The organism is Mycobacterium sp. (assembly GCF_046095365.1).
Classification (GTDB): Bacteria; Actinomycetota; Actinomycetes; order Mycobacteriales; family Mycobacteriaceae; genus Mycobacterium.
Genome location: NZ_JBJTJF010000058.1, coordinates 1 through 2727, shown reverse-complemented (window position 1 = coordinate 2727; position 2727 = coordinate 1). Strand labels below are relative to the sequence as shown.

Genomic DNA, 2727 nt, shown 5'->3' with positions numbered 1-2727 from the left:
CGCCACTGACCCGGCCCGCGTTGCGGTGGCCGACAGCGCGGTTCCCAGCACAGTGGCAGGGGCGCCGTCTGTTCTCTCGGCGGTCGCCCAGTTGGCCGTTCCGCCGAAACCGGCGCAGGCTCCGAATCCGCCCGCCCTCGGGATGGTGTCCACTCCCGAGACCGTAGGACCGGGCGATTCGCTGACGCGGCGGCTGTCCGGACTGCTACCGAACTCTTTCGGCGAATTACTCTCCGGGGGCATGCTTCTCGCCCGGCGCACCCCCACGCGGACTGGTGCGCCGTCGGCCGCCGCGGCCATCGCGACCTCGTCCAGCCTCAGCGCCCAGGGAACCCTGACCATCCGTGCCGTCGGCGCGTCGAACGTCACTCTCGCCGTCATCACACCGTTGGAGATCGCGGTGATCCAGCGGAAGGGAATCGCGAACCAGACGCTCGGCACCTACTTGAACGGTTCGGTCCAGAGGGTTGAGTTCATCGGCAGCAGCAGCGACGACGTCTTCAACGGCGCCGCGGTCAACAAACCGATGACCATCACCGGCAACGCCGGCAGCGACACCCTCACCGGAGGTGGCGCCGGCGACACCATCTACGGCAACGACGGGATCGACATCATCGCCGGAAACGGCGGCGCCGACAGCATCTGGGGCGGCAACGACACCGACGTCATCAACGGCGGAGCCGACAACGACACGATTGACGGCGAGGCCGGAAACGACTCGCTCATCGGCGAAGCCGGCAATGACACGCTCATCGGCGGAGCCGACAACGACACTATCAACGCCGGCACGGGCCTTGACACGCTGTACGGGGACGCCGGCAGCGACACCCTCAACGGCGACGACGGAAACGACACCCTCAACGGCGGGATCGGCGACGACACCCTCAACGGCGGGATCAGCAACGACACGATCGACGGGTACGTCGGCAACGACAGAATCGACGGCGGGGACGGCAACGACGTCATCGACGGCGGCGCCGACACCGATACTATTTACGGCGGAAGAGGCGCCGACACCATCAGCGGCGGGGACGGCAACGACACCGTCCAGGGCGACGCCGGCTCTGACACGATCAACGGCGGGGCCGGTAACGATGCGCTCTCCGGGGACGTACCCAACGAACTCGGATCCGACGAGGCGGGCGACGACGTCATCAACGGCGGGGACGGCAACGACACCATCCAGGGCAATGCCGGCAACGACACCCTCAACGGCAACAACAACGACGACACCATCGAAGGCGGCTTCGGCAACGACACCATCTACGGCGAGGCCGGCAACGACGTCCTTCGCGACAGGGCAGGCGGGTCTGGCGACACGATCGCCGGCGGCGACGGCGACGACACGATCGAGGATGCCTGCGTGATGGCTTACGGCTGCACCGAGGGGGCCGGCAGAGCGCCGACGAACATCCTTCTTGGTGGACGCGGCATGGATACCATCACGTCCGGCTGGGGCACCAACTTCATCCGCGGCGATGAGGGCAATGACACCATCACGGGCGCAAGCGCATTGGGCATCGACACCATCTACGGAGACGCCGGCAACGATGTGATCCGCGGCGGCGGCGCCAATGACACCATCTACGGCGGCGGCGATCGCGACACCATCTGGGGTGACGCCGGCAACGATTCGATCACCGGTGACGCCGGTAACGACACCGTCAACGGCGGCGCCGACAACGACACCCTCTTCGGTGGGGCCGATGACGACATCGTCAACGGCGACGCGGGTAACGACACCCTCAACGGCGACGCGGGCATCGACACCCTCCACGGCGGGGCGAACGACGACACCCTCAGCGGCGGCGACGGCGACGACCACCTGTACGGCGACGCCGGAAACGACCGCATCAGTGGCGATGCCGGCCGCGATGACCTCTGGGGCGGAGACAATGTCGATTTCCTGCTCGGCGGCCCGGGAGCCGACCAACTAAACGGCGACGGCGGCAACGACACCCTCAACGGAAACGCCGACAGCGACATCGAGTCCGGCGGCGCCGGCGATGACTGGCTGGTGAGCCTCGACGGGATGGTCGACTCTCTGTCGGGCGGCACCGGCCGCGACAGCTTCTGGCGGGACCGAGTCGGCGACGCCATCGCCGACTTCGCGCCCGCCGACGACGTGGACAACGCCGTCGCACGGTTCGCCAACGGTGCGGATCTCACTCTCGACGGCGACCGGATTCAGCGGCCGCCGGCCGGGACCGTTGACCTCGCTTCCCGTCCGCTGTTCCCGTCGGCCGGCCCGAGCGGCTCCGACGTTCGGGTCTTGCTCAAAGCCGACACCACGTGGGGCGCGCAACTGGCGGCGCTGGCCGACGGATCTGACAGGGCCGCCCCGGCACCCGACCCCAGCAGGTCCTGGCTCATCCGCAGGGCCATGGTGGATTTCGGCGACGGCACATACGGCCTGAAGCTCGGCGGTTCCTACTATCGGGTGGATGCGGCGTTGCCGGGCTCGGCGCAACAAGGCCCGTCCTACGTGGGATTCGGTGCGGAGAACTCAATCTGGCCCGCAATCGCGATGAAAGGAATCGTGACGGCCCTCAGCGGGGCGGGTGGCTTGAACTGGGGTGTCTTGTTGGGGCCGTCGATGGGCCCGACGACAGTGCTCGCGCTCTTCGGCGGTGACACGCCTCGCCTCGGCGGAACCGGCCCCACTTCAATCGCAGGTATCAACGGTTCCATCACCGCGGCAACCCTGAACACTGCATTGGACGTATT

1 protein-coding gene is annotated in these 2727 nt (G+C 67.5%); it reads left to right on the top strand.

The features are described from left to right. Positions 1-241: 241 nt before the first annotated feature. A partial coding sequence (locus ACKOQ4_RS04635) for a calcium-binding protein (RefSeq protein ID WP_526289309.1) occupies positions 242-2727 on the top strand: 2486 nt, incomplete at its 3' end.